Annotated in this window: 27 protein-coding genes; 17 read left to right on the forward strand and 10 right to left on the reverse strand. The window is 48.7% G+C overall.

Annotated elements, in window-relative coordinates; all coding sequences use genetic code 11:
• Positions 1-65: 65 nt before the first annotated feature.
• From ABXS88_RS09390 to ABXS88_RS09400, 3 genes are all read right to left on the reverse strand, one after another.
• Positions 66-2,333, reverse strand: coding sequence for a heavy metal translocating P-type ATPase (locus tag ABXS88_RS09390; RefSeq protein WP_353671781.1), 2,268 nt, complete (start codon positions 2,331-2,333; stop codon positions 66-68).
• 101 nt (positions 2,334-2,434) lie between these two features.
• A complete protein-coding gene (locus ABXS88_RS09395; RefSeq protein ID WP_353671782.1) occupies positions 2,435-5,581 on the reverse strand; it encodes an efflux RND transporter permease subunit in 3,147 nt (1,048 codons plus the stop codon).
• 54 nt (positions 5,582-5,635) lie between these two features.
• Positions 5,636-7,273 carry an efflux RND transporter periplasmic adaptor subunit gene (locus ABXS88_RS09400; RefSeq protein ID WP_353671783.1) on the reverse strand — a complete coding sequence of 546 codons (1,638 nt, stop codon included), beginning with the start codon at positions 7,271-7,273 and terminating at the stop codon, positions 5,636-5,638.
• A 479-nt stretch (positions 7,274-7,752) separates the two neighbouring features.
• Here ABXS88_RS09400 and ABXS88_RS09405 point away from each other — a divergent pair, with 479 nt between their 5' ends.
• The gene (locus ABXS88_RS09405) at positions 7,753-9,204 is read left to right on the forward strand and encodes a multicopper oxidase family protein (protein ID WP_353671784.1); all 1,452 of its coding nucleotides are present in this window, start codon (positions 7,753-7,755) and stop codon (positions 9,202-9,204) included.
• Between the two features lie 168 nt (positions 9,205-9,372).
• On the forward strand, positions 9,373-9,861 hold the full coding sequence (locus ABXS88_RS09410; RefSeq protein WP_353671785.1) for a DUF6803 family protein: 489 nt from the start codon (positions 9,373-9,375) through the stop codon (positions 9,859-9,861).
• Between the two features lie 669 nt (positions 9,862-10,530).
• Here ABXS88_RS09410 and rppB read toward each other — a convergent pair.
• The 6 genes from rppB to ABXS88_RS09440 all read right to left on the reverse strand — a co-directional run bounded on the left by rppB (position 10,531) and on the right by ABXS88_RS09440 (position 14,398).
• Positions 10,531-11,871: a two-component system sensor histidine kinase RppB gene (rppB, locus tag ABXS88_RS09415; RefSeq protein WP_353671786.1), complete on the reverse strand. Its 1,341-nt coding sequence runs from the start codon at positions 11,869-11,871 to the stop codon at positions 10,531-10,533.
• Positions 11,858-12,556 carry a two-component system response regulator RppA gene (gene rppA, locus ABXS88_RS09420; RefSeq protein ID WP_353671787.1) on the reverse strand — a complete coding sequence of 233 codons (699 nt, stop codon included), beginning with the start codon at positions 12,554-12,556 and terminating at the stop codon, positions 11,858-11,860. Before rppA ends, rppB begins: the two co-directional genes overlap by 14 nt.
• A gap of 6 nt (positions 12,557-12,562) precedes the next feature.
• The gene (locus tag ABXS88_RS09425) at positions 12,563-13,150 is read right to left on the reverse strand and encodes a DUF305 domain-containing protein (RefSeq protein ID WP_353671788.1); all 588 of its coding nucleotides are present in this window, start codon (positions 13,148-13,150) and stop codon (positions 12,563-12,565) included.
• 128 nt (positions 13,151-13,278) lie between these two features.
• Positions 13,279-13,635, reverse strand: a complete 357-nt coding sequence (locus tag ABXS88_RS09430) for a hypothetical protein (protein ID WP_353671789.1) — start codon at positions 13,633-13,635, stop codon at positions 13,279-13,281.
• Positions 13,636-13,799: 164 nt separating this feature from the next.
• A complete protein-coding gene (locus ABXS88_RS09435) occupies positions 13,800-14,147 on the reverse strand; it encodes a type II toxin-antitoxin system HicB family antitoxin (RefSeq protein ID WP_353671790.1) in 348 nt (115 codons plus the stop codon).
• On the reverse strand, positions 14,144-14,398 hold the full coding sequence (locus tag ABXS88_RS09440) for a type II toxin-antitoxin system HicA family toxin (protein ID WP_353671791.1): 255 nt from the start codon (positions 14,396-14,398) through the stop codon (positions 14,144-14,146). The genes ABXS88_RS09435 and ABXS88_RS09440 overlap by 4 nt, the downstream gene beginning before the upstream one ends.
• Positions 14,399-14,786: 388 nt before the next feature.
• Between ABXS88_RS09440 and ABXS88_RS09445 the strand changes: the two genes are divergently transcribed.
• The 5 genes from ABXS88_RS09445 to ABXS88_RS09465 all read left to right on the forward strand — a co-directional run bounded on the left by ABXS88_RS09445 (position 14,787) and on the right by ABXS88_RS09465 (position 18,130).
• Positions 14,787-15,443 carry a hypothetical protein gene (locus ABXS88_RS09445; RefSeq protein ID WP_353671792.1) on the forward strand — a complete coding sequence of 219 codons (657 nt, stop codon included), beginning with the start codon at positions 14,787-14,789 and terminating at the stop codon, positions 15,441-15,443.
• A 56-nt stretch (positions 15,444-15,499) separates the two neighbouring features.
• Complete coding sequence (locus ABXS88_RS09450; RefSeq protein ID WP_353671793.1) at positions 15,500-15,640, forward strand: hypothetical protein; 141 nt, start codon at positions 15,500-15,502, stop codon at positions 15,638-15,640.
• The gene (locus ABXS88_RS09455) at positions 15,637-16,398 is read left to right on the forward strand and encodes a hypothetical protein (protein ID WP_353671794.1); all 762 of its coding nucleotides are present in this window, start codon (positions 15,637-15,639) and stop codon (positions 16,396-16,398) included. The genes ABXS88_RS09450 and ABXS88_RS09455 overlap by 4 nt, the downstream gene beginning before the upstream one ends.
• Before the next feature lie 83 nt (positions 16,399-16,481).
• Positions 16,482-16,907 (forward strand): hypothetical protein, encoded by a 426-nt coding sequence (locus tag ABXS88_RS09460; protein ID WP_353671795.1) that lies wholly within the window; start codon positions 16,482-16,484, stop codon positions 16,905-16,907.
• A gap of 953 nt (positions 16,908-17,860) precedes the next feature.
• Complete coding sequence (locus ABXS88_RS09465) at positions 17,861-18,130, forward strand: hypothetical protein (protein WP_353671796.1); 270 nt, start codon at positions 17,861-17,863, stop codon at positions 18,128-18,130.
• 1,064 nt (positions 18,131-19,194) lie between these two features.
• Here ABXS88_RS09465 and ABXS88_RS09470 read toward each other — a convergent pair.
• A complete protein-coding gene (locus ABXS88_RS09470; RefSeq protein WP_353671797.1) occupies positions 19,195-19,413 on the reverse strand; it encodes a hypothetical protein in 219 nt (72 codons plus the stop codon).
• Between the two features lie 103 nt (positions 19,414-19,516).
• On the opposite strand from ABXS88_RS09470, the gene ABXS88_RS09475 reads away from it, so the two are divergent.
• From ABXS88_RS09475 to ABXS88_RS09520, 10 genes are all read left to right on the forward strand, one after another.
• The gene (locus tag ABXS88_RS09475) at positions 19,517-19,858 is read left to right on the forward strand and encodes a hypothetical protein (RefSeq protein WP_353671798.1); all 342 of its coding nucleotides are present in this window, start codon (positions 19,517-19,519) and stop codon (positions 19,856-19,858) included.
• Positions 19,859-19,986: 128 nt separating this feature from the next.
• Positions 19,987-20,274, forward strand: coding sequence for a hypothetical protein (locus ABXS88_RS09480; protein ID WP_353671799.1), 288 nt, complete (start codon positions 19,987-19,989; stop codon positions 20,272-20,274).
• A 38-nt stretch (positions 20,275-20,312) separates the two neighbouring features.
• Complete coding sequence (locus ABXS88_RS09485; protein WP_353671800.1) at positions 20,313-20,504, forward strand: hypothetical protein; 192 nt, start codon at positions 20,313-20,315, stop codon at positions 20,502-20,504.
• A 56-nt stretch (positions 20,505-20,560) separates the two neighbouring features.
• The gene (locus tag ABXS88_RS09490; protein ID WP_353671801.1) at positions 20,561-20,962 is read left to right on the forward strand and encodes a hypothetical protein; all 402 of its coding nucleotides are present in this window, start codon (positions 20,561-20,563) and stop codon (positions 20,960-20,962) included.
• A 38-nt stretch (positions 20,963-21,000) separates the two neighbouring features.
• Positions 21,001-21,168: a hypothetical protein gene (locus ABXS88_RS09495; protein ID WP_353671802.1), complete on the forward strand. Its 168-nt coding sequence runs from the start codon at positions 21,001-21,003 to the stop codon at positions 21,166-21,168.
• A gap of 961 nt (positions 21,169-22,129) precedes the next feature.
• Positions 22,130-22,747 carry a hypothetical protein gene (locus ABXS88_RS09500; protein WP_353671803.1) on the forward strand — a complete coding sequence of 206 codons (618 nt, stop codon included), beginning with the start codon at positions 22,130-22,132 and terminating at the stop codon, positions 22,745-22,747.
• Positions 22,748-22,831: 84 nt separating this feature from the next.
• Positions 22,832-23,230 (forward strand): NUMOD4 motif-containing HNH endonuclease, encoded by a 399-nt coding sequence (locus ABXS88_RS09505; protein WP_353671804.1) that lies wholly within the window; start codon positions 22,832-22,834, stop codon positions 23,228-23,230.
• Positions 23,227-23,640, forward strand: coding sequence for a hypothetical protein (locus ABXS88_RS09510; RefSeq protein ID WP_353671805.1), 414 nt, complete (start codon positions 23,227-23,229; stop codon positions 23,638-23,640). Before ABXS88_RS09505 ends, ABXS88_RS09510 begins: the two co-directional genes overlap by 4 nt.
• Entirely contained in the window at positions 23,637-24,257 is a 621-nt protein-coding gene (locus ABXS88_RS09515) for a PD-(D/E)XK nuclease family protein (RefSeq protein ID WP_353671806.1), read from the forward strand. Before ABXS88_RS09510 ends, ABXS88_RS09515 begins: the two co-directional genes overlap by 4 nt.
• A gap of 404 nt (positions 24,258-24,661) precedes the next feature.
• Positions 24,662-24,886, forward strand: a complete 225-nt coding sequence (locus ABXS88_RS09520) for a hypothetical protein (RefSeq protein ID WP_353671807.1) — start codon at positions 24,662-24,664, stop codon at positions 24,884-24,886.

Below are 24,886 nucleotides of genomic sequence, written 5' to 3' on the forward strand. Positions count from 1 at the left end.
ACTAGGCTGCTAAAGAAGACAATATATTTAATCATGATTATTTCCTAAGCTTTGGGTTAAATTATTTATTTTAGATAATGACCTGTGGCAGACTTGAACTGCCTTAATCGCAGAGCATTAGTGACAACAGAAACCGAGCTAAATGCCATGGCAGCTCCCGCAATAATAGGACTCAGTAGCCAACCTGAAATCGGGTAGAGAATGCCTGCGGCAATTGGAATTCCAGCTACATTGTAAATGAAAGCGAAGAACAGGTTTTGTTGAATGTTACGAATCGTCGCATGACTTAATTGAATCGCTGTCACAATACCTTGTAAATCACCAGAGATGAGGGTAATGTCACTAGCCGCCATAGCCACATCAGTGCCTGTTCCGATAGCCATGCCGACATCTGCTTGGGCCAGGGCCGGTGCATCGTTAATCCCATCGCCAACCATAGCCACAACTTTACCTTCCAACTGGAGATGTTCGATGGTGGCAGACTTTTGTTCAGGGCGGACTTCTGCAAGGACTCGCTCAATGCCAACTTCACGGGCAATGACATTGGCAGTACGCTGATTATCGCCCGTCAGCATCACAACTTCCAGTCCCATTTTTTGCAAGGTACGAATGACGGCGATAGAAGACGGTTTGACGGCATCGGTAATTCCCATCAGGCCCTCTACTTTTTGATCTACGGCTATCCAGACAACAGTTTTGCCCAAATATTCCAGTTCGTCCCACGGTTGTTGCAGTGCGCTGGTATCAATTCCCAACTCTTTCATCCAACGGTGTGTACCCATTTGGACTAAGTGCTTAGCCACATAGCCTTGAATGCCACTGCCAGCAATGGCTTCAAACGCCTGGACAGCAGCTAACTCCGCACCTTGAGCTTGAGCGTATTGCACCACAGCTTCTGCCAGGGGATGTTCTGAATTTCGTTCTACTGATGCCGCTAGACCGAGCAGCTTGAGTTCATTCTGATGACCGGTACCTTTGGCAGTGATGTAATCAGTAACCGTCGGTTTTCCTTGGGTAATAGTGCCTGTTTTATCGAGAACAATCGTTTGTAGTTTATGCGCTAATTCCAGGCTTTCAGCTCCTTTAATTAAAATGCCATGCTCTGCACCTTTTCCAGTGCCTACCATAATAGAAGTCGGCGTTGCCAAACCCAGCGCACAGGGACAGGCAATAATCAGGACACCAACCGTCGTAATCAATGCTATGGTCACATTACCCATGAGATTGAACCAGACGATAAAGGTGAAAATAGCGATCGCAATCACCGCTGGCACAAACCATCCTGTCACTTGATCCGCCAGACGTTGAATAGGCGCTTTTGAGCCTTGGGCTTGCTGTACTAATTTGACGATTTGAGCCAGGAAGGTATCTTTGCCAATCCGCGTTGCCCGAAACTGAAAGCTACCGGTTTTATTGATCGTAGCGCCAATCACTTCATCCCCAGGATATTTCTTAACTGGTACACTTTCACCGGTCACCATTGCTTCATCGATGGTCGAGGAACCCTCTATAATTTCACCATCGACTGGAATCTTTTCACCGGGACGAACCAGCAGAATATCACCAACAATAACGTTAGCAATGGGAATATCAACGGCTTGTCCGTTACGCATGACCCGCGCGGTCTTGGCCTGTAATCCCATCAGCTTACGAATCGCCTCTGAAGTTTGGCCTTTAGCTCGGTTTTCTAGTAAGCGCCCGACCAGAATCAGCGTAATGATCACAGCGGCAGCTTCAAAATACACCTCTGGTAAAAGGCCCTGAGCGATAAACCACTGGGAAAAGAAAGTAGGAAATAAAGAGTATAAATAGGCGGCTCCCGTTCCGACAGCGACCAGGGTATCCATCGTAGCGGTATGGCGCTTTAGGGCTTTCCAGGCGTTAATAAAAAATCCATTCCCCGCCCAAAGTAAGACGGGAGTGGTGAGAACCAGTTGGAACCAAGGATGATGTAACCAGAAGGGGATAAAGGGAATTGATACCCCTATCATCGCTGGTAATGAGCCAATAACCAGAATAGTACTGATGATACCACTCATCCAAATTTTACGAGTTAATAGTTGCTGTTCAAGCTGGTGTTCACGTCGTTCGGCATCATCTTCAGTCGCTAGAACATCTTCTTGCATTGGTTGAGCTGAATAACCTGCGGTATTGACGGCTGTCTGAAGAGTGGTAACATCCGTTTTAGTCGGATCGTAACTGACAGAGGCTTGCTCGGCTCCAAAGTTGACACTGCACGTTTCTACTCCAGGGACAGAACGAATGGCCTCTTCAATGTGACGGGCACAGGAGGCACAATTCATCCCTTTTAATTTTAAGGTTATACTTTCCATATCAGCCTCCTATCTATCGAGTATTTTACTAAGAAAATAATCTTGAATAAAAGTAAAAGTATGACTGGAGTGAAATTTAGTTTTTACTTGAAAAGAAATATTCATAAACTGGTTTTAGTTAGGTGGTGTAGATGAGAAGTTTCTACTGTAGAGGAGGGGAGAGTAGGACGCAAAAAGCGTCCAAAGTAGGCATACAGAGCAGGCAATATCATTAAGGTCAAAGCAGTAGAAGTAAAAAGTCCTCCTAAAACTACTACGGCCAGGGGTTGAAGAATTTCTTTACCGGCCCCCATTCCTAAGGTCAGGGGTAGCATTCCTAAGGCAGAGGTGAGGGCCGTCATTAAAATTGCAACTAATCTTTCCTGAGAGCCTTCAGTAATTACTTGAGCCAGAGGCAACGCCAGGGCAAATTTTTGATTGTAGTTATCTACCAGTAAGAGGCCATTACGAACTGCTACACCAAAAAGGGTAATAAAGCCGACAAGAGACGCTACGGAAATGACGCCTCCAGTCATAGCGATTGCCAAAATACCTCCTGCTATAGCCAGGGGTAAGTTGACCATGATCATTAGGGTTGCCGGTAAAGATTTGACGGCAAAATACATCAAAATGGTGATGATAATAACTGCTAGCAATCCAAAAACGAAGAGATTTTGACTAGCCCTTTCTTCCGATTCAAACTGGCCGCCATACTGAAGAAAGTAACCCGCAGGTAGAGATACTTGAGCTTTAACCTGAGTTTGGATGTCATTGATCACAGACCGTAAATCTCGACCCTTGACGTTAGCAGAAACGACAATCAGTCGGGAGACATTTTCTCGGTTAATGGTGTTGGGCCCTGTGCCAGAGCGAATCTGAGCCACTTGGGCGAGGGGAATTTTTATACCGCTGGGGGTATCGACTAACAAATTACTAATCGTTTCTAGATTATTGCGGGCATCTGCTTTAAGCCATACCAGTAAATCAAATAATTGTTGGTCTTGGAGGACTTGAGAGACGACTTTGCCATTGAGGGCCGTTTCGACAAGACGAGCCAATTGTCCCACGCTCAGCCCATAACGTCCTGCTGCCTGCCGGTCAAACTGAATTTGCACCTGACGGACGGGGACTTGGGGTTCAAGTTGTAGGTCAACGAGACCGGGAATCTCCGCCATAACCGTTTCTACGGATTTTCCTAGGGTTCGCAGTTGGGCTAAGTCGGGGCCAAAGATCTTAACCGCAATCGCACTCCTGACCCCTGATAGCACCTCATCCATACGATGGGAAATAAAGCCGCCAATGTTGGGAGCAACACCAGGAATTTTGTTAAATTCGTTGCGTAGGGTTTCGACACTGCCTTCCCTATCTGCGATTCCTGCATCACTGAGTTCTACATCTAGATGGCCTAAATTAACGCCACCCGCATCTCCATCCCCTGGAGCACGGCCGGAGCGCAATTGTACAGTACTGAAACGAGGATCATCTTTAAGAGCATCTTGTAAGGCAAAACCAACTCGATTCGTCGCTTCGAGGGAACTGCCCGGATAGAGCAACAGAGCATTCACCAAAGAGCGTTCCTGAAATTCAGGTAGAAAAACACGCCCCATACTGGGGACTAGACTCAGGGAAAAAACAAATAAGGCGATCGCCGCACAGATAATCCAACGGGGACGGCGAATACTCAGTTGCAGTAACGGTTGATAAATCCGTTGGCAAATGCGAGCTAACCAAGTTTCATCGCTGGGTAAACGGCAAGGGGCCAAAAGCAAGGCACAGAGGGCCGGGGAAAGGGTCAGCGCCACCAGGGTAGAAGCCAAAATAGAGACTAAATAAGCCAATCCCATGGGGGCAAAAATCCGTCCTTCTACCCCCGTTAGACTAAAAATGGGGGCAAACACAACGGCAATAATGACGGTAGAAAAAATGACACTGGTGCGGACTTCGACGGAGGTATCATAAACCACTTGAAAGGGATGCTTGGGATTCCCCTGGGCCTGGTTGTGGCGCAGACCTCGATAGCAATTTTCCATATCTACAATGGAGTCATCTACCACAGAGCCAATTGCCACGGCTAACCCTCCTAGAGTCATGGTATTAATACCTTGGCCAAACCAGCCCAAAATCATCATGCCAATCAGAATCGATAGGGGAATGGCACTAAGGGTAATAACGGCGGTGCGCCAATTCATTAAAAACATCAGCATAACCACCGCCACAATAATAATGCCGTCCCGCAGGGAATCTCGGACATTGGCGATCGCGGCTTCAATAAAACTTTCCTGCCGAAACGTAACCTGGAGATTAACGCCTGGGGGCAGGGCCGCTTTTACCTCCGCCATCGCCTTTTCTACCGCCTTCGTCACCGTGGGGGTATCAGCTTGGGGTTGTTTATCAATGACGAGAACCACGGCCCGTTGTCCATCGACACTGCCATCTCCCCTCGCTAAAGCTGGGCCAATGGTCACTTCTGCCACATCCCTGAGCAGAATCGGTTTACCATCTTGGGCTGTCACCACAGAATCAGCTAATTGGGAGAGATTTTCGACTCGTCCCAGCCCCCGAATCACCTGTTCTTGATCAGAAGTTAATAAAAAACCGCCAGGTGCATTGACATTGGCCTGCTCCACCGCGTCTGTTACCTGTTGCAGAGAAACATTAAACGCTTTTAAACGAATGGGATCGACCAAAACTTGATACTGCTTCACCTCTCCCCCGTAGGCCACTACTTGAGAGACTCCGGGGACAGCCAAAATTTGATTGGTAATTTCCCGATCCACCCGCCGCCGTACTTCCATCAGGTTAGCTTGAGGGTTGTTTGCCGACCTATCGACTGTTAAGGCATACATCAAAATGGTGCTAATGGGAGAAGATACCGGAGAAATTTTGGGCTCCTCCGCCCCTGCGGGCAATTTATTTCGAGCAGATTGTAGTCGTTCTGTGACTAATTGTCTGGCACGATAAATGTCTGTATTATCCGTAAAAATGGCTTTCACGACGGAAATACCCACTGCTGAGGAAGACCGCACCATTTCCACACCAGGGGTGCCATTAACAGCACTTTCAATGGGGAGAGTAATTAAGGTTTCTACTTCTTCCGGCGCTAAGCCTGGAGCTTCGGTTTGAATCTCTACCTGAGGTGGGGCAAAGGGCGGAAAAACATCTAGGGGCATCCGGGTGAGGTTATAGCTCCCTAAGAGAGTGACCATAATGGCCCCGATAACCACTAGCCAGCGTTGGGCGATGGACCACTTGAGGATGGTATTGAGCATTCACTTCTTAAGTAATAGTAAGGGTTAATATATTTCCTGTATCTGCCGGGGGATTTAGGAAAAGTCCTGGTGGGAAGAGGTCTCAATCAGCACTTCTTGGGCTTGCAGGCATTGCCCATCCGGGTTTGGTGTTAAGGATTGCTCCTGCAAGGATTGGTTTTGTTGGCGTTTTCCCCAGAAGCTACCGGCCCAAAATAGTCCAGCGGCGCTTACCACACCTCCCAGGAGTAGAGGCCACCCCGTCACCATTGAGACTGACTGACTAGATTCCAGTTTGGGTGAGGGGTTGTCAGCGACCTCTGTCTGCTCTGGTTTCTTACCTCGCAATGATTGGGCATAGAGTTGACTAGCCCGTTGGGTAACCACTAAATCTCCGGCAAACAAACCATCTTTGATTTCCACCCAATCCCCGGAAACTTGTCCGAGGGTGACGGTAATGGGTTCAAAGACATTGCCATTTTGGACAAAAACAAGAGTTTGCTGATCGTTGGTTTTGACGATAGCCGATTGCGGAACCGCTAGCACAGGAGTTGGTGTGCGGTCAGTTAAGACGTCTAATTCTACGAAAAGACCGGGCTTTAGCTGACCGTCAGAATTATCTAGGGTCGCCTTAACTGGAATAACACGACTCTCTCCTTCCACCACTGATCCTATTTGGTTAATTTGTCCCGTAAAGGTTTGTTGAGGTGAGCTACTGACCCAGCCTCGAAGTCGCTGTCCTTGGCGAATTTTAGGTAGGTCTTTTTCGTAGATATTGATGGCTACCTGGACTTGTTGACTATTAACAATGCTAACAATGGATTCGCCAGCATCTTGTCGGGATTCTCCCACTTTCACTTCATGTTCTGGGGTACTAGCGGGATCGAGAATAACCCCGGCCATGGGGGCCTTGACTAGAATCGTGCTGTCGGCCCTGGCATTGGTTCCCAGTTGTTGTAGGCGAGTTTGATAGGTTTGTTCGCTTAAGGTGACTTGTTTTTGGGCCGTCTTGAGGGCCGATTGGGCCCGTTGCAATTGGGCTTGGGCTTCGGTCACGGGCAAACGACTTTGAGCCCTGGTTAAATCTGCCTTGGCCTTGGCTAGAGCTACTTCCGATTCTAGAAATTGACGACGGGGCAAGGCGCCATTGACTTCCAGTTCCCGGTCTCGGTCGTAACGTTCTTGGGCAAATTCTTTGGCAATGCGGGCTTCTGCGATTTCACTCTGGGCAAGCCGTTGCTGTTGACGGTAGTTTTCCTGGGCCAATCTCAGGTCTGCCTGGGCCTGTTCAACGGCGGCCATCGCCGAGTTACGTCGGTCTAGGGCAGTGGTGCGGAGTTCGGCTAATTCAGCGCTAGTCATAACAGCTATTGGTTGGCCTGCCTTTACCCTTTCCCCTGGATTTACCAGCAATTTGAGTAATTTTCCCCCTACAGGCATCGTGACTTCGACTCGTTGTTGAGGTAGGGTTTCAATTTGGCCGGTTGCTCTCAGACCAGTCATCAGGGAACGAGGCTGTAAAGAGTCCACTTGAATGCCTAGACGACGGATAGTGTCAGCATCGAGAGTAATCCCTTGGGCCGATTGAGCCGATTCACTTTGGTGAAATTCATCCCCATGGCCAGCATGAGCGAAGGTTGCCTTGGGAGACAATACCAATAGTCCCAAAATGAGGGGAAAAGCCCAACTTCGAGTAAGCATCTGATTTGGCATAGGACTCTGACAGCGCAATACTTGTAGTCTTTCACAGAAATATGAAACCAAGATGAAATGGGGTTACGCCTGAGGGAGCAGTGCAGGGATCAGGAGCAATTGCACGATAAAGATACTGAGCGGGCCTTCGAGCTAATTCGCCTCAAGTCCCATAAATCACGCTTTTTTCAGCGCGGTTTGTTCGCTCTTTCCTTTATAAAATAAGGTTTTGACAATTTTGTTCCCCTTTAAGAGCTAAAGCAGAAGAACTGATTTTTTTCATACACATACAGCTATCTACCCGAATTTGTAACAAATCCAGAGATTTCATCCGGATTTCATTTTGTCCAGTCAAACTAGAAATGAACAACATGAGAAGTAAAGGTCATTTCTCTTTTCAGTGAGTTCACTGTCCAGGCGAGTTATTACTTGGTTTCACTCATGTGAATACTTTGTTGAGTATGCATTCAATCAATCGTCGCAGGTTTCTTTTTCTCAGTGTGTGGACTGCCGGAGCAGTATTACTCACCCAGCTTAGTCGCAATTCCGTCTTAAGTCCCCAACTTCAGCAAGCAAGTGCGGCTCCATCTACAACCAGTAACAGCAGCTTGCTAGAAACCGTCCTGGAAGCTCGTCCTACTGCCATTCAACTGGGGCAACAATGGGGTAACTTAATCACTTACAATGGGCAGATTCCTGGCCCTAGACTGGAAGCAAAGCCGGGAGATACGGTGCGAATCCGCTTCACAAATAGACTCCCCCAGGCAACAAATCTCCACTTTCATGGTTTGCATATTCCTCCGACTGGAAATGCTGACAATATCTTTTTGAGCGTCTCGCCTGGGGAAACTCAAACTTATGAATTCACACTCCCTAAAAATCATCCTGCCGGAACTTTCTACTACCATCCTCATTTGCATGAATTCGTTGCAGAACAAGTGTTTGGTGGCTTGGGTGGAATTTTTGTTGTACGCGGAGAATTAGATGAAATTCCTGAAATCCAGGCAGCGAAAGAAGAGTTTTTATTTTTGAAAGACTTTGCGCTGAATGCCAACGGAGAAGTTCCACGGCCTAATCATATGGACTTAATGCGCGGGCGTGAAGGTTTGATTTTGACTGCTAATGGTCAGGTTAATCCTACTGTTACCATTCCCGCTAAAGGTTTGTTGCGGTTGCGGATCGTGAATGCTTCCACTTCTCGGTTTTACCGTCTGAGCTTGGAGAATCACCCGTTGTATTTAATTGCAACAGATGGTGGTGCGATCACTAAACCTGTCGAATTGCAAGAATTGCTCTTATCCCCCGGCGAACGAGCAGAAGTGCTCATTCAGGGGAATCGTTCACCGGGCAATTATCAGCTACTCAGTCTACCCTACGATCGCGGCAATGGAATGGGGATGATGCGCGATGGAATGATGGGTGGTGGAATGATGAATAGCTCGTCATCTACATCTAATGCTTCGCAGGTAATTGCGACCTTAAGTTATCAAGACTATATCCCTCAACAATTGCCTTTACCAGAAAAACTAATTCCGGTTGAAACATTACCTCAACCTAGTAAAATCCGTCGAATTGAGATGTCAATGGCAATGGGCATGCAACCAGGGATGGGAATGCAAATTGCATTTCTCTTTAATGGTAAAACATTTGATATGAACCGCATTGATGCAGCGGTGAAATTGGGCAGCGTTGAAGATTGGGAATTAGTGAATGTTGATCCAGATGGAATGGAACACTCATTTCACCTTCATACTAATCCTTTCCAGGTAATCAGTCGCAACGGTAAACCTGACCCCTATCAAGCTTGGGAAGATACCCTTCGGGTGCGGGCAAATGAAACAGTTCGGATTCGGATTCCATTTCGCAATTTTGCTGGAAAAGCAGTGTATCACTGTCATGTTCTAGATCATGAAGATCTTGGAATGATGGGGATTGTAGAAATGCAAGCATAAGTCTTTACCAAATCTGTTCTTGTTGCAAAACTATCTTCGTTATGCTCAGTTCTGCCTTTCCCTTAAACTCATTTCATCCTGGCTTCATCCGAATCTGAAAAACTAATAAATAGATAAATTTTCAGCCACTGATTTCCATAACGATCTTTATCAAAAGGAGTAACAAAAATGGATATGACTCATTACATGGAATTGCTAGCAACAAATCAGCCCTGGAATCTCATCATTTTCATGGCAATTCCTGTTATTTTGGCAGAAACAATTGCCGTAACTGAACTCTACATTCTCTATACTCGCAACATCAAGGGAATGATTAGAACAGTCAATAAAATTGCAGGGATTATTGCGGGTTTCTATTTTCTGATTGTGTTTTTACATTTGCTCTCAAAAGCTGTTATCCCCATCACTGCCTCAGGTCAATGGCGTACAGTTATTGATGTGATTGCGGTTAGCTTTTACTTGCTCGGTGTTATTCCTTTGTTTGGCATTACATTGCTGGAAATTGGTGCCATTTGGAAGAAAAAGAGTGAAGAATGGAAGTTAGGCGCACACGCAACGTTCGTTGCCATATTTCTGGTCGTCGCTCATATCGCAATGATTTTCGGCATGCTCAGTCCAGCTCTACTGTCCGGTGGGACACCCATGCATCAAATGTAGTAAAAGATACGCGGATTTTGTTGGTCGAAGATGAACCCGATTTAGGAGTCGCAATTCAGCGAGTTTTGAAACACAATAAGTATATCAAAAACTATTAGCAGAAGAATTGGAAAAATCTAAGCGATAGTAATCATGGACGATTGATAAACTCCACTGCCCTCTTCTCAACTCATAGAAATTATACCAAATCTCTAAAGCCCGACTACATAACTAGACCCCACCCGTCCTACCCTTGCGAAGGGGAGGTGCCGTAGGCGGAGGGGTAAACATCTGTAGCCTTAATTTGGAGGATTGGTATTACTGATTATTCAAAGGCATAGACCGGAGATAGGCTTCCAAAGCATCCGTTACCAACTTATTGAAATTAACCCCCTGTTCCTGGGCAAAAAGGGCCGCTTGTCGATGGAGTTGACTTCCTATTGGATTTATGATGCTTAGGATGGGTTCTCAGTCCGGTTAATCGCTGTAATCTTTAATCTGTAAGCTTTCTAACCTTGGCGACCAAAATTTCTCCATTGCTATACAAGAGTGTGATTGGGCCTTTGCTGAAATTACCCATTATGGCGTTAGTGGCCCAGTTGTTGTTGCACCAAAAATGATAGAAATGTTGCTAAGACTCTAGGGATTGGAAGTGCATAGTCAATCAACCCAGTTCAAGATGACATTTGATTATGCTATGGAAAAAAGGGGGAATTTAACGATGAATAAGCTACCTTGGCCTAACTCACTCTCCACTGTTAAAGACCCTTGATGCTTAACGGCGATTGCCTGAGCAATGGCCAAACCTAATCCGGCTCCTCCCTGTTGTCGAGACCGGGCTGTATCCACCCGATAAAAACGGTCAAAAATTCGCGCTTGTTCAGCAGGGGCGATGCCAATTCCTGTATCTTGAACCTGTATTAGGGCCTGATATTTATCACTCCCCAGCATAACTTGTACCCTTCCCCCAGCCGGGGTGTAGTGCAGGGCATTATTGATGAGGTTAGCCACTAAGCGATAAAGCTGTTCTTCTTCTCCCCTGACCCAGATGGGTTCTTGACTGTCCAGCTTTGACGATAACGCTACCCCAGCGGCAAGGGCCGACCCTGAAAATTCCTCCACTAAATCACTGACCAAATCATTAAGACAACAGGCTTGAAATTGACTCCGATTCACCTTCTGTAAATCCATACGAGAAAGTAGCAATAAATCCTGAATCAAATGAGTGAGGCGATAATTCTGTCGTTTGAGGATTTGCAAAGTACTATAGGCTTCCTCTGGACTTGGTTCTGCGCTTAAAGTCGTTTCCAGGGTGGCCTGAATCGCCGTAATCGGTGTGCGTAATTCGTGGGCAATATCTGCGGTGAACTGCTGAATTTGCTGGTAGGAACGATAGACCGGCTCCATGGCCAAACCCGCTAACCACCAACTGGCTCCCCCGACGACAAGCATCATAGTGGGTAAACCCCAGACCAAAAACGCCTGGATACTGTGCAAATGATGGTCGTATTCCACCAAAGAACGCCCTACTTTTAAATAACCCCAGGGTTGACCAGTGGCCGTTTTTAACTGCAAGGAGACTTGATGGTAACGATTGCCCCGTTGATCCGTTAGCGGTTGTTGACGGGTCGTTTCTCGCTCAAAAGCCAGGCCCGGTGGGTTTTCTCCCGCCGTTGCCAATAATTGACCATTTAAATTTAAAAAACGAACATAATACCCCGGTTGCTGAGTGGCATTAAGGATATGGATTCGTTGGGGTGGCCTAGGACAGGCCTGAGGGCCAATGCAGAGATTTGGCAAAATATGTCGAACAGACGGCTCTAACTGGCCGGGTTGTTGGAGAAGGGGTTCAAGGCCATCATGGAGGGTTCCGGCTAAAGAGGTTAGCTCCTGGTCTAGGGAACGCCAATGATCCTGGGCCGTCATTTCATAGACCGCTAGGCCACACAGGCCCAAAATCAGACCCATCACCCCCGCATAGTAACTGGCTAAGCGCCAACGGGAGAGGTTAAATAGTCTATTGTTCCGCATGGGTTGGATGGGGTTGGAGGCGATACCCCAGGCCATAGACCGTTTCAATCAGATCACTATGGCCGTATTCCCCTAATTTCCGCCGTAGCAACCGCACCTGGGCCGCAACCACATTACTGGTAGAGTCCGCCGACACGGCCCAGAGTTGATTTTTAATCTGTTCACTACTGAGAATATGCTGGGGATGCTTCATAAAATACTCTAACAACTGAAACTCCTTTGCCGTTAGGGAAATGGCCTGGTGCTCTGGTGTGATCACAGTAAAGGTTCCATAATCTAAGCGCCAGTCCCCAGCCTGTAACTGCTGAGGTTGCAATTGCGGTGACCTGCGTTGTAGAGAGCGTAAACGGGCCAATAGCTCGGCCATACCAAAGGGTTTGATCAAATAATCATCAGCTCCTGCATCCAAACCTTGAACTCGGTCTGAAATTTGGTCTTTAGCCGTCAGCATCAGGATCGGTAAAGAACTCCCTCGGGCCCGCAACCGTTGGCATAGTTCCAGTCCTGATAGGCCGGGTACCATCCAATCAAAAATGGCTAGGGTATAGTTCACCCACCCTTGATCCAAATAGCTCCAGGCCAGGCCTCCCTCTTGTACCCAATCGACAATGTAATTTTCCCGTTGGAGCGCTTTTTCTAGGGCCATTCCCAAGTCGGGTTCATCTTCCACTAGCAGGAGTCTCATTACCCTTTAGCGACCATACCAGCTTTGATACCATTGCTTCATTTGCTTAATCTCCGCACTTTGGGAGCGAATAATATCATCCGCTAGTTTATTCATTTCCGGGCGATTGGTGTTGGTTTTCAGGTTACTGGCCATCATGACCGCCATTTGGTGGTGGGGAATCATCTGACGAATAAATTCCCGGTCGAAGTTCTGGGCCGTTGCCAATGCCTCTAAATCCATTGCCATCATGTCATGGCCCTGGTGCATCCCCATCACTCCCTGACTTGATAGGGGGGGAACAGCCTGGCCAAACCACTGTTTGTACCAAGTCTGCATTTCTTTAATTTCTCGGTTTTGGTCTTTAATAATGCTCTGAGCTAGCTTTTTCAGTTCAGGGTGCTGGGCCTTTTTTAAGGCCATCTCGGCCATGTCTATGGCATCTTGGTGGTGGGGAATCATCATTGCGATAAACCCCTGGTCTGTCCAGCCCATTTGCATCGGTGTTTGGGTTAGCATAGTCGGCGTTTGATTTTGATAAGCCCTCGTTACACCAACAGCCGAACCACTGAGGAGCAGTCCCGCTAATCCATAAAGCCAAAGTTGATGACGCATAAGAGCACTCCATTCTTGCTTTTCTATCCTGCTTCCAGTGTGACAAAGCAAAATGAAATCACTATGAAATGGAGCAAGCTTATAAAGCAATACCTCAAATCGCTTTTAAAAGGGTAATCCTATACTCGTTATGGTCGTCCCCATTCCAACCAGCGAATGACCAGTTTTCCAGCCTGCTCAGTCACGATGACAGAGACTGCTTCGAGATAATCCTCACCCTCAAGGGAGGTATACAGCCACACCACATCCCCAGTTTCCATGGGGGGATATTGCCATTCCGTCAGGAGGCAGTCCGTCATTACCAGGGCTGTTTGTATAGGGCCAGAACCATAGGCAATCATGGCTTCGACGGTCTGCTGTAGGGCCTGAGGTGAGTATTGATGCTGGAGTTCTGGGGTCAGTAGGGAGTGGGCAGTGTTGTAATTGCCTTGGGCTAAACAATCTCCAAACTGTTGGGTAAGGGTAATGGCTTCAGAAATACTCATGACTGTCTGTCTCCCAGCTCAGGCTCTTAGATTGCCCAGTACCATTGCAAAAAGAGCAGGTTTCTTCCCGCTGTACCTCTCCAGAGCAGTCTCGCAACTCAGTATAGCCCTGGCCATCGCCCTTTTATCGTCAATCCCGTAGTCCAACTCCTCGAAATTATGAACTATATCAAAGTCACAGAGCGGAGGTAGGACTCCAAGGCATCCGTCACTAACTTATTAAGATTAATTCCTTGTTCCTGGGCAAAGAGAGCCGCCTGTCGATGGAGCTTGCTACTAACTCGCACATTGAAACTGCCCTTAAACGGCTGTTCAGGAATAATATCTTCGTCCTCACAAAGAGCTAGATAATCATCGATTGCTGCCTCAAAATTCGCTCGGAGACTAGGGACATCTTCCCCTTCAAAACTAATCAGACTCCGAATATACTCCACCTTGCCATAAAAGATTTGATCTTCATCACTATAGTGAATTGAACCAAAATATTTCTTATACTGCATCATATTGTTCATAGCAATTCTTCTCCCTGGAGTAACTCAATCACTTGTTCTATTTGATATCGTTTTAAGATGTTTTGAGGATGGGGCTTGTGTAAAGCGAGAGTGACCCCATTCGAATGAATAAATCGTCGCCGTGACCCCCCTGTTTTCCCCGTGGCTATCTCCTCAAAACCTAGAGCCACCAATAAAGACACCAACTCATCCCAGCTAAAATCTTTAGGACGAGCCAATAGCCTTTTAATCAGCTTTTCTTTACGACTCACACCCCTTATCCAATAAACTGCAACTGAATCTAGTTACATTATGGCATCTAGTTCCCACTAAATACCCAACTCTGATTCACAGTTCACGCAAGTCAAACCAAGCGACCAAAAACAGTTTATATAATCATTGTCTTTGATTTAGCCTTGATTACATAAATAACGCGATGTGCAACTAAAAACAGCAGAATCAGGGTTCCAGGCGATAATCTAACCTTCCTTATTTCTGAAAGCCTTGTAAATCAAGGCCTAAAAAATAGTTGCACACGGGGTTAAATAACATGACTTCTTTTCCATTGCTGTTTCTGTCAATCTTGGAGGGATGAAGGGCCTTGACATTTGGGGGAGGACATATAGAATCCATCAACTTTTCGTCAGGATTCGACTCCCCATGCGTCTTCCCAAGGCTTTCCCTGCCTCCCTTTTCCTCCTTCTCAGTCTAACGGCTGTTGCTGATGTGGCCTCGGCTGTCCCCACCGCTGGCAAGGAGACCCGCACTGGTGATATCTACGTCAGTGGTCTTAATAGCTATCAAACCCTCGAGGCCGCCTACCCTGGCCTGCCCAAGATTGTCAAAAAGACCGCTAATGAATGCGGCTTCTTCAAACTCGCCAGCACTGAGTCTTCCCCGATCACCGATGCCAGCAATCTCCAGTTGGGCAGTAATACGGCCTTTACGGTCGGCAGTCTCCCCACTCAGGCCGCTCCTAAATGTACTGATGGTCAACTCGCTGGTACCAACCTAACCCCGGCCGCTGTTCTGAAAACCGCTGAGGGGGATGTTTATTTCACGGGCCTGGTGGACTACTCCCAGCACGATGTCCGGTATCTGGACTTGTCCCAGACCCGCAGTATTAAGGCCAATACCTGTGGCATCGCCAAGCTCTCTAGCACGGGGGCCTATGCGAATCCCACCGGTGTCCTGACTCTCAAGGATAAAGAGACTCAGGCCACGGTTATCGGCATTGATACCGCCACCATCGCTTCGGTCAGTGGAGGGCCAATTTGTCGCAATGGGGTGGCCCTGTTCACGGCGGATTGGCCCTAATTGTTGTCTCGTTTGCTTCTCACTCATCGTCTAGGGGAATCTTCCCCTTTTTTCGTATGGCCCTTAAAACTCTGCTCTCGCTTCTCCTCATTGCTGTCGTCTCTCTCCCTACCCTGGCCCAGACCCCAGGGAATACCCCTCAACCCAGACAAGAGGATGGCCACACCAGCGAAAACGTTAACCCCAATCGCAAATGAAACGCCTTCTTTCCTTCGCTCTCCTCCTATCGGCCCTCTTGCCCCTGTTGCCTGCCTCTGCTCAACAGATAACGGGGGGCAATTACTTCAATGCCAAGACCCGCAAAACGACGGTCACGCTTCAGGGCCTTAACCCCTATGAAACATACGAGCTTTTCATTCCTTCCTATCGTTATCGCACTAAGGCTAAGGCCGATTCCTGCGGTATCCTGACCGTCAAAGCTGGCAGTTATCCTCTGCGTGGGGCTGGTAGCGGTTGGCAACGGGTCGAAATTGCTGACCTTGGCAAATGGCTTTTCTATTGGGGCGATGCTGCTGTCGATGATAGCCCCGCTAATGAGCCTTTTTGTGTCAATGGCCAGGTCACGAAGGGAGGATACGGTACTCCTTGGCCGGCTGGGGAATGGACGCTATGGGTCGGGGGAGGTCTGGTCAAATTCTATGACCCTCCTCTCGGGCCTCAAATGGCTAACAAAGAATATGCGGTCGTCTTAGCTGGCAACCATGAGGGAACCTATTCTGGGCGTACCAAAACTAAGTCTCTCAAGGCCAGCAAGTGTGGAACGGTTTCCTTCAACATCCTGGAGTATTGGGATGGCGACCTGAAGACCAGCATGGGAGAGGCTTTCCAATATGTTGATGGCTACCAGTTACGCCGCTCCACTGGCTCCGTCTTGTATTACTTCAACCCCGCTAATTTGTGGGACACCATGGCCTCTGTTTGTCTCAAAGGCAATCTTTATAGTCCTCGTCCCTGATGTGTATCCTTAGACCTCGGTGCTTACGTCGTTGCTTAAGGTCTGGCCCTCACGGCTGGACTTTAATCGAAATTGCAACAATCATGGCGATTGTCAGTATCCTTGCTGCTATTGGCCTACCTAGTATGATTGGCTTCTTTGCCAACCAAAATCTCAAGTCAGATTTAATTGCTGTTAAGGGGGCCTTACAGGAGATTCAACGGGTGGCCATCAAGAAAGGGATGGCCTGCCAAGTCACTATCACCAGCCACGATATCCAGGCCTCCCCGGCTGGTTGTCTCCCTTCCGCCGTGGACTTGGATGACAACACCCATTTAGAACTGGTCAATTTCCCAGGCCCTGGCCTCCAGGTCAGTTATCGTGGCACCTTCCACATTGGCGGCGGGGATAATCTCATCCTTTTCCACCACTCCCAAACTTCCCAGGAGTATTGCCTGGCCCTTTCTGAACCGTTGGGCCTGCTCCGGCCTGGGGTTTGGTCGGGTTCTGCCTGTTCGGCTCGGTGGTAGTCGTTGCGTCCCGCCGGCGGCCGGCCGCGTTCAAGTTTCGCCCGGCCCTGCCCGGCTTTGAAATAACGAAGTCTAACCCCCCATCCCTCCGCTCATCGGGGGGCTACCTGTAAAAGCACCGCTATGCCAGGTTTGGCCATTCTACCTACAGGGTCAAGGGTGCCTCCGGCATCAACTCACCTTTCGTTGCCCCCGTTGTTCTCGGCCCTGCGGGGCTATGGTGGGGGCCTTAATTATCAGACTGCTCGCCCTTGTCTCCCTCCGGTCTCCCTAGCTGCGTTGTTTCTGGCGGTTTTGGCCATGTTCGCTTTGCTTTTGTTTGCTGTTTGGTTCTGCTTCGTTTCTTGCTTGCTTCGTCGTCCTGTGCGCCGTCTTGTTCCTGGGGTTGTGCCGCCTGGTGGGTTCCCGCTTCCGCCCTCGGTTGTTGCTGGGTGTTGCCTGCTTCGTTCTGCGTCGGGGCGTTCGCTCTCTGGTGGGGCTTTGTCTTCTCGGGTCGCTCGCCTGCGTCGGCTTTCGGTTTTGGTCTAGTTCTCCTTGCGGGGCCTGCGGGCCTCGTTTTTTTATGCGTGTCCCCAGGGCCAGAGAAAGATGAATAGGTTGACAGGGCCTATGAAGTGAGATTGCAGGGCCAGTCGAAATTGATGGGTATCTCAGATGACTGGAATATAAGCGGTTGCCTACGGCGTTGGTGATTGATTTCTTGATTGGTTGGCCGCCACACAGCTTTCTCAGTCTAGCGGCATGATTCATGCTCACCGTCTTAAACCCAACGGGCAAGCCTTAACCCTGCTCAGGGGAAACATCTCAGTCGTTGCCCCTAGCCGCCGCATAAAGGTAATCACCAAATCCAACGGTATCGAACGGCGTTGGGGCCATTGCAAATTGGTTCCCCTTCGGACTTGCCTTGATCGCCGCCGCTATGTGTTGTGCTGTTGTTTCTGGCGGTTTTTGTCGTGTCTGTTTCTTCTGATTTGTGGGTTGCCTTACCGGCCCGTCGCTTCGTTTCTGGTTCTGCTCTCAGCTCCGGGGCCTTGCGTTGGTTCCTGCGGGATTCGGCTCGCTCTGCCTCCGGCCTTGTCCTGGTTGCGGTCTTTGCCTCTCCTGCTTCCGCTGGGGCTTTTGCTTCGCGCTGGGCCGGCCGTGTTCCGGGTCTGTCCTTCGTTGCGGCTCGTCGGGTTCCTGAGGGTTGGGCGGTTTCGGTTCCCGTCGCTCCGGCTCCCTAGCTCGGTTTTGCTTTTGGGCCTTCGGGCCCTTTTTTTGGGCGTCGGTTAAATTAAAACCCCGGCAGACCGGGGCCAGACGATACATAGTTCCCATTATTAATCAGTATAATTTTTCTTCTTAGTGATTGCCAATGGGCCACAGATGGACACGCCCCTTGTTAAAAAAAGGAAAACAAATCATACATGGACAAGGGGGCCGGGCCTGCGGGCGATTAGCCCAGAGCCAGCAAAGACGAGGCAAGGGACTTTTTCCTTTACTGTCTCTGCCAAAGGCGCTAGTCCCTCGTGCGGCAAGCCATAAGCGTCTCAGGATGATTCGATGGAGAATAGTAATGAGTAGCAGTAATTGCATCCCAGGGCCTTGAAGAAAGGGCGTAAAAATAGCTCAACCAGGCACATCAAACAATGAAATTTTCTATTTTTTTCTATGTCAGGGCCTGATCTCTAAACCTGAAAAATCCGTAGGCGGAGACGAGGATTTTGATGGTCGTCCATTTCGCCAGTTTTGTATCTCAGGGCCTTGAATCTATGGTTGCGTCCCGCCTTCGGCCGGCCGCGTTCAAGTTTCGCCCGGCGTTGCCAGGCTTTGGCGCGTTAGCCTCCACCTAGGGATATTTTGGCACACCAGTCACTTTGCCTATTGCTGCCCCTCTTTTGCTGGCACTGCCATCCCTTCCCCGTGCTGCTTGTCTCAGTCAAGGTTGCCCATCTCTTGCTGGCTCGCCTTCGCTCGCTCTTGGGTGGTTGGGCATTTCACATTAAGCGGCGTGGCTCAGTTCGGCAGGCTCTTTGGCGGTTGGGCTTTGATTACGTTGGGGCTCTCGCCTACGGGTCTTCCTTCCCGCCCTAGGGCAAGTTTAGCCTGCGGCTCGTCCCTGTTGCTCCGTTTTGTGGTGTGCTTCAGTTTGTCACTGGGTGTCGGCACGCGCATTGGGGAGTTACGAACGGAGAGAGGTGAGGCATTCGGGTGTTCTCCCTTGGGGTTTCTCGTTCCACCCTAGGGCATTTCTTGCCTTCGGCCTCCGTTCCTCGTTGGTCGTTGGCCTGTGGCTCTCCGGCTGGCGTTATGTCCGCCCACCACCCCAGAATGGCACTACCACGCAAAACATACAGCCAGGGCGGGGATACCAGTAGTAAGGGAGCTTCAGTTCTTGCCAGAGCAGCTTATACAGTTCGTCGGCGTAGCGGTCTTGGCCCCGTCCATCCGGTAGCCGGATTATCACCTTCTCACCGTCCCAAGTGTACTGTAATCCAGAGCTTTTCAAGTAATTATTTAGTGTCATTTTTTATCAATTTTCTTTCGCTTATTATAACACAAACGCCGTGTTACACGGTATAATAGACGTATCAAGTCAAGTTAAGGGCAATCGCCCAGGAGACAAAATTATGACAATTGGTTCCGTACTAATTCGCTCGCCCCACGACAGTTTTATCACCCGTCGTCTCACCTACAATTGTGTAATTTGTGAAGCCATGGGCGGAGATATTTACAACTGGGGCAATTCAACCGATGAAGAACCCGCCTTCATCCTGTACCTAGGGGTTGAGTATAGCGGATTCAAACTTCCCAAGGATACAGTCGAGGAAATTGTCAGTACCTATGGAGCCAGCGAAGTCACCATCCGCAAGCCCAAACACCTCAAAGAATTTGATTATGAGCTCAAAATCCGGGGCATCTACCGAAATCAGCTCGACGAATTTCTGTATCGCTTCTGCTGCCCCTTTTAGTTTGTCCTTGGTGACGATACTTTGTATCACCAGTTAGCCCCAAAAAAGCCCCGCCGAAGGGTCGCTCATTCCGCCTTAGGGCTTGAGAACTCTTCGAGGGCCACTCACAAAGTAAGGAAATTTTACCAATGTTTGCAGTCTTTGAAAGACCCCAAGTACACCCTGACGAATTACCCATTAGCCGTCTTGATGTAGCCCTAGGCCATCATTCCTTCTGGTCTGCCTGGGAAGGGGCGGGAACCTGGGAGGAGGAACGCTACACCCAAGCGCAACGAATCCTAGCCGAGCTAATGAACGGATTTCTACCAGCCCCAGAAGCTCCGATCAGCAATCAAGCAATGGAAGTGTACAACCGGCTCTGCCAACGCTACCTAGCCCCCGCCATCTATCGCGGCGACTTTCCCACTGAGTTTTAACCACCCTCTCTGGCCCTCAGCACTGGGGGCCTAAAGTCATGACCGAAAAAGAATACAACCAAAAAATGTCTCACCTTGAAGCCCGCCTAAATCTAGCAAAGACGGCAGAAGACCGCTGGGAAATAACCAAGGAAATCAATCGACTAGAAGCACACGCTGACCGCTGGGGGCTAGACAATTACAGCGCACTCGATCACTACCTTGAAGAAGCCCAAGCAGGAATACTGTAAACCCTCACCGGCCCTCAGCACTGGGGGCCATGTACCAAAACCCAAAGGATCTAACCATGGAAATGCACACTACCAAAGACGGAACACAAATGCTAATTGCTGAAATGAACAATGACCACCTACTAAACACGATTAAAACATGGTGTCAAAAAATTAAAGTAAGTCGGGAAATACTGGAAAACCCAAACAAAATCCAGCAAAACGTAGTGCTACAGGCAATTAACAAAAGCTATTCCTTGGAAAGCACCATGGATCGCGCCACGGACTTAATCGAAACAAGCCACAAAAAGCTATTGCCATACTGTCTCGAAGCGGCTCTACGAGGGCTAGAAATAACCCCGACCCTTCAGGAAGCTTACGGACGTAAAGAAGGGGTAGCCCCGTTAAGCCAGCTAGCAATAAAACTATTCTTCGGACAATCTCAACCAGAGATTTTCATAGAAGAAGACTACGACTAACCGATACCGGCCCTCAGCACTGGGGGCCATTCACCACCATGACCAGCAACTACGCCAAAGAAGTCAGAAAACAGGAAGCCAAAAAGCTTCAGTACATAGCCCTAGAAATAGCCTGCATTATGGACAAGTTAACTGTACTAAAACTCCAACTCCGGCAACTAGCCGAAGACCTAGAGCAACCCATTGACGAAGGAAAACTCTCATGAGCAGACACATTCCCAAACCACCCAAAGACCACCCCTTTCACGGCGAAGGGTTCAACAGCAAAGAAGAACGATTCCAACGCGACCTAGAGCAAGCCCTAAAACGCCGAGAAGAAATGCTGAAACGATTCAGAGAGGAAAAGCGATGATCAAACAAGTTAAAGACTTACGCGAAGGCGACCTTGTTTTCCTATGTGGAACCCGATGGATCACCCGTGAAGGCGATCAACGCTCACGAGTGTTAGAAAACCTAAATTCCTACTGCTGGCCAAAAAGACTATTCCACGATTTACACGGGCCTGTTTGTGTTTACGCCAAGAGGCAAAAACAATGACCCCAATCAATCTCCCCCAATTCACCCAACAACCCTTAACCCCTGACGAAATAGCCGCACCCTTATTGGCCACCCTCGCCCGCAGGGCCTACCTAATCCAATGGGGAAACGCCATAATTGAAGAGTCCACAAGGCGAATATCTAAGCACACCTGGGACAAAGCCCACAAGCCAAGACAGAAGCGAAACCAGATGTAGGAGTAAGGCCCTCAGGAATGGGGGCTTTTTGTTGTTCCTCGTTGCTCTTTGCAGGCGCATCGCTACTTGTCACCACGCATCGCAATCAAGACCGGGCCAACTTCTCCCTAATTGCCTGTTCAACCCAATCTTTTAGGTCAGGCCCAGCAACCACCCGGATATGTTGATCCAGAGATTGAGGCAACCGCAAACTGATAGGATTGCCCCGCCTTTCTTTGTAAGGGGATGCAAATTTCCCCCCATTCCTTGGCTGAGTAATTGCCATATTTCTTAACCTAATTTAACCCTTTTATTGTAGCGTTTTTCCGCGTATCACGGTATTATAGGAGCATGACGATAATTTATTTCGTCAGTGCTGGGGGTTAACCATTCACCAATGGTCAAGCAACAGCCCCCTGGTATCCACTCACAAAGTAAAAGTAGAGAAAAGAAAATGGCTACGAAAACGAAAGAGACAGCAATTCAGGAAGTAAACCCCATCGGCTTTGGCATCACCCGGTCTAGCGGGATTATGGTTCCTGCCACGGCCTACTCCGTCCGCAACAACTGCCAAATTGGGCAATGGATGCGCGGCGATGGCGTAACCCCAATCGGCAACAAACTCAGCTTTAGCCCTATTCATGTCGTCCCCTTCTATGGTGATTTGGGCAAGACCAAGGCAACCCACTGGCTCCAAGTCTGGGGAGTCTCCGAGCAAGTCTTAAGCGGCAAGTCCGTCTTTGTGACTTACATCAAGGGTCAGAACCAAAGCAGTTTTGGCAACATGATTTTAGAAGCAACCCTGGAAGGCAAACAGCCCCAAAACATCATCATTCATTCCAGCTTCATCCAGAAGTCCAACGAGTATGGGACTTATTACACCCTCGGCTTTGAAATGGCCGACCGGGCCGAAGATGACCCCATGCAGGAAAAAATTGCCCTGCTGATTGGGAGTTATCCCCAACTCACGGACACCAACATTCCGATCACCCTATTTCCCAGCAATGGCCTAGACCAGTCTCAGTTAGACGAAGAACTAGACCTGCGCCGCACCCTAGCCGGGAAATCCTAACAGCGTTTTCTCCTCAACTTGACGGCCTGAGTTAGTTTCTGCTACTTTCTCAGGTCTTTTTCTTATCCAATACCCAGCAAACCGATGACCCAACCAAATTGGAAACCAATCCCAGGCTATGAGGGCCTATACGAAGCCAGCGACACCGGACAAATCCGCTCAAAAAAGGGAGAACTAAGCCAAAAAATCTGGAGAGGATACCCCAAAGTTGTCTTAGTCAAAGACGGAGACCGAAAAAACTGGCGCGTTCATAACCTAATCGCCCTAACGTTCATAGGGTCAAGACCGGACGGATACGAACTCGACCACATTGACGCAAATAAGCTAAACAACCACATCACCAACCTGGAATACGTCACCCACCAGGAGAACGTAAAACGAGCGGCCCAAAAAGGGCTTAGGACACGAACGAAACTTCAAAGTAGCCTAGCCTGGGCTTCTGCTATTGTCCAGGGTTTTTTATTACCCCAGGAACCACGATGAACACCAAACGAAGCGCAAAACAGGTAATGCAAGAAATCATTGACGAAAATCGAGAACTACTCGAAGAAAACCAGAGCGAACCCATCGCCACCGAGCGACTCAAGCTAGTCGCATCCCTACGCCTCAAGCCAGAACCGCTCATCCTTGGACTGGAAGAGATACGAGAGGCCTACCATGCCAAAGACATTCCCTTACGCACCTTCGTTAAATGGTGGCTACAAATCAAATGCGGCCCAGAGGCAGTTGCAGCGATAGACCCCGAAATACTCGCCCATGAAATGAGTGGGGAAGTCAAAAACGACTACCTGAACATCAGAGGGCACGAAGTTCTCAAGGCCCTTAGTGACCTGATGAAGAAAAGACAACTCACAGCAAAAACCAACATTCAGCTAGAACTAGACCTATCATGACTCCCAACTATCCGCGAGTAACCCACATTCTCAGCGCCACCGAAGACGAGAAAAGCCGCAATCGTCTCCGCAAGTGGCAAAACAAGATGGATCGAATCCATGGAGCCAACCACGCAGAACAAATCAGCGAGGAGGCCAGGAATAACGGAACCCGGTTCCACCTGGCCATTGAGAAGTTCTTCACCGAGGGCAAGCGGCCAAACTACAGCGACCCCAACGATTACCTAGAACAACGCCGATGGGACAACGCTGAACCCCACCTCCGCATCATCGCTAACGAATACCTAGCCCTGGAAAAGGAGGTCATCAGTCACAAGCACCAATACCTGGGGCACCTGGACTGCTTAGCCTGGAACAATGGAAGACCGATTATCTGCGACTGGAAGACCAGCAAGCGAGTTAAACAGAAAAGCTGGCTCACAGATTACTTTCTACAAGCCACCGCCTACGCGCTAGCCGTGGATGAAGAAGGCCAACTTGACCCCATAGAGGAGTGTCGAATTTACATCTTCAGTCCCGATAAAGCCCAGTTGTTCACCCTCAACCCCAACGACTACCGGGAGCAATGGCTTAGCAGGCTAGAAAAATATCATGCTACCCAGCTAGTAGCTGTCTAGCCATCTCAGCTCGCTGTTCCAAGGGGAGTTTACGAGCATACTCCAAGATTTCCTCAATGCTAAATGGAGGCAAATTAGGATCACCTGTCCTCAGATACGACGACAACTGATCCAACGTCCAACCTTTGAGTTCGCTAATCGTCTGTAAATGCTCGAGCCTGGGCAATGACTGACCAGCTTCCCAATTCCGCCAGGCCGACCAGTGTAGATCTAAGTCAGCACAAAATGAACGAATTGACTTATCTCCCCTAATCTCGCGGAGCAAACTAGCCAATCTCGCCATTTCTTCACGTGACATGGTGAAACAAAGTAACATTAAACACCCCCATTGTAACCATAAACAAGGACGTGACAAGACCTGTAGCGTTATAATACCATCACTGACGATACTATTCATCACCACTATGCAAGGTAAAACAGACATCAAAATCAGGGTCTTATTACAGACCAAGCAATGGCTCAAAGAGATTGCCAAGCATACCCATCGAACCCCTGGACAGGCTTTAGATTGGTTAGTAGAGGAAAAATACCGAGAACTTAATCGAATCTCACCGAATCATTCTGCCATGCCCCAGGGCCGGGCTGAACTCGATAACCACACTTACAAAGTCTCCCCATTCGAGAAATAG

The sequence above is a fragment of the Synechocystis sp. LKSZ1 genome (assembly GCF_040436315.1).
Classification (GTDB): Bacteria; Cyanobacteriota; Cyanobacteriia; order Cyanobacteriales; family Microcystaceae; genus Synechocystis.